This window comes from Cryobacterium sp. CAN_C2 (assembly GCF_015751745.1).
In the GTDB taxonomy this organism is placed as follows: domain Bacteria; phylum Actinomycetota; class Actinomycetes; order Actinomycetales; family Microbacteriaceae; genus Cryobacterium.
Genome location: NZ_JADOUX010000046.1, coordinates 1 through 2319 on the forward strand (window position 1 = coordinate 1; position 2319 = coordinate 2319).

Here is a 2319-nt window from a genome sequence, read left to right on the forward strand (position 1 = left end):
GCAACAACTCGCCAAGCCTGTTAGGTCTGGAGGACACAGCTCAAATCGGGGTGTGGAAAGGGTAAGGCCCATGACTCGTGAGCATCTCTCGGCGGCAGAACCAGACGAATCCGACCTCGAGGTCACAAAACCCAAAGACTGGGCCGCGGGCATGCCCGGCGTATACCACTCCATGAAGCCGGCGTTGGAGAATCTGGGCGTCATCCGTACCGGCAAGACGATGCTCGCCCTCAACCAGAAAGACGGCTTCGACTGCCCCAGCTGCGCCTGGCCGGACCCCACTCACCGCAAGACCTTCGAATTCTGTGAGAACGGCGCGAAAGCCGTCACCTGGGAAGCCACACCGGTCACCATCGACTCGGACTTCTGGGCCCAGTATTCTATTGACGACCTGCTGGAGAAGTCGGAATACTGGCTCGGAATGCAGGGGCGCCTCACCGAGCCGGTCTATAAGCCCGCCGGCGCTGACCACTACCGACCGATCAGCTGGAACGACGCGTTCTCCGTCTTGGCCACGAAGCTCAACGCTCTCACGTCCCCAGACGAGGCCGCCTTCTACACGAGCGGGCGCGCCTCGAATGAGGCCGCCTTCGCGTACCAACTTTTCGTGCGCGCTTTCGGAACGAACAACCTGCCTGACTGTTCGAACATGTGCCATGAGTCAACCGGATGGGCCATGGGCCAGACGCTGGGCATCGGCAAGGCCACGATCAGCTACGACGACTTCGCCCAAGCCGATCTCATCATCATCATGGGCCAGAATCCGGGAACGAACCATCCGCGGATGCTGACGGCCCTGGAAGAGGCGAAGGACGCCGGCGCCGAGATCGTCGCCGTCAACCCCCTGCCGGAGGCCGGCCTGCACCGGTACAAAAACCCGCAGCGGGTCAAGGGAATCATCGGACGCGGCACCCCCATCGCAAACCAGCACGTGCAGATCCGGCTGGGCGGCGACATGGCGCTGCTGCAGGCGGTCTCCAAACGGGTGCTGGCCGCCGAGGCGCAGCATCCCGGTACAGTGCTGGACCACGAGTTCCTGGCGAAGTACTGCTCGGGACTGGAAGATCTCACCAAGCATCTGAACCTGCTCGACGAGCAGGCCGTGCTCGAGGCCACGGGACTTGAGGCACACGAGATCGACGAATTGGCCGCACGCTATCTCAAGGCCGATCGCGTGATCGTGACCTGGGCCATGGGCCTGACCCAGCAGAAGAAGGCTGTTTCGACCATCAAAGAGATCATCAATCTGCTCCTGTTGCGCGGAAACATCGGCAAACCCGGCGCGGGCGCCTCCCCGATTCGCGGGCACAGCAATGTGCAGGGTGACCGCACCATGGGCATCTGGGAACAAATGCCGCCGGCATTCATGAACGCCCTCGAGCGGGAGTTCGGGTTTGATCCGCCCCGAGAAAACGGTGCGGATGCCGTCGAGACCATCAACGGGCTGCGTGACGGTGAGATCAAGGTATTCATGGCGCTCGGCGGAAACCTGGTCGCGGCAATCAGTGACACGAACGCGGCCGAGGCAGCCATGCGGGGCGCCGAGATGACCGTGCAGGTGTCCACGAAACTCAACCGGTCCCATGTGGTCACCGGCGCCGAGGCACTCATCCTGCCCACGATGGGCCGCACCGAGATCGACATGCAGGCCTCGGGGCCGCAGTTCGTGTCGGTCGAGGACACCGTCTGCGCCGTGCATCCGTCGTGGGGAAAGGTCGATCCGGTGGCACCCGGCCTCCTCTCGGAGGTGGCGATCATCTCCCGGCTGGCGCGGGCCGTTCTCGGTGACAAGGTGAAGGTCGACTGGTCAGGTTTCGAGCAGAACTACGACCTCATTCGCGACCACATCTCCCACGTGGTCGACGGGTGCGAAAACTACAACCAGAAGATCCGTCAGGAAGGCGGATTCATGCTTCCCAACGGCCCGCGGGATTCGCGCACCTTTCCCACGCCCATCGGCAAGGCGATACTCACCGTCAACGTTCTCGAGCGCGTCGATCGCCCGCCGGGCACCCTCATTTTGCAGACGCTGCGCTCGCACGACCAGTTCAACACTACGATCTACGGGCACAACGATCGGTATCGCGGTATCAAAAATGGCCGCCACGTGGTCTTCGTGAATCCCGACGATCTCGCCGAGCTGGGCCTTGTCGATGGCCAGTTCGTCGATGTGCACGGGGTGTTCAGTGACAGGATCCCACGGGTCTTGCGCAAATTCCGCTTGGTGTCCTACCCCACCGCTCGCGGCTGTGCGGCGGCCTACTATCCGGAGGCGAACGTTCTGGTTCCGCTTACTCACCTCGCCGAGGGCAGCAATAC

General features: G+C 62.7%; 1 protein-coding gene. It reads left to right on the plus strand.

The window, feature by feature from the left end:
• Positions 1–70: 70 nt before the first annotated feature.
• A partial coding sequence (locus IWX77_RS16775; protein WP_196845683.1) for an FdhF/YdeP family oxidoreductase occupies positions 71–2319 on the plus strand: 2249 nt, incomplete at its 3' end.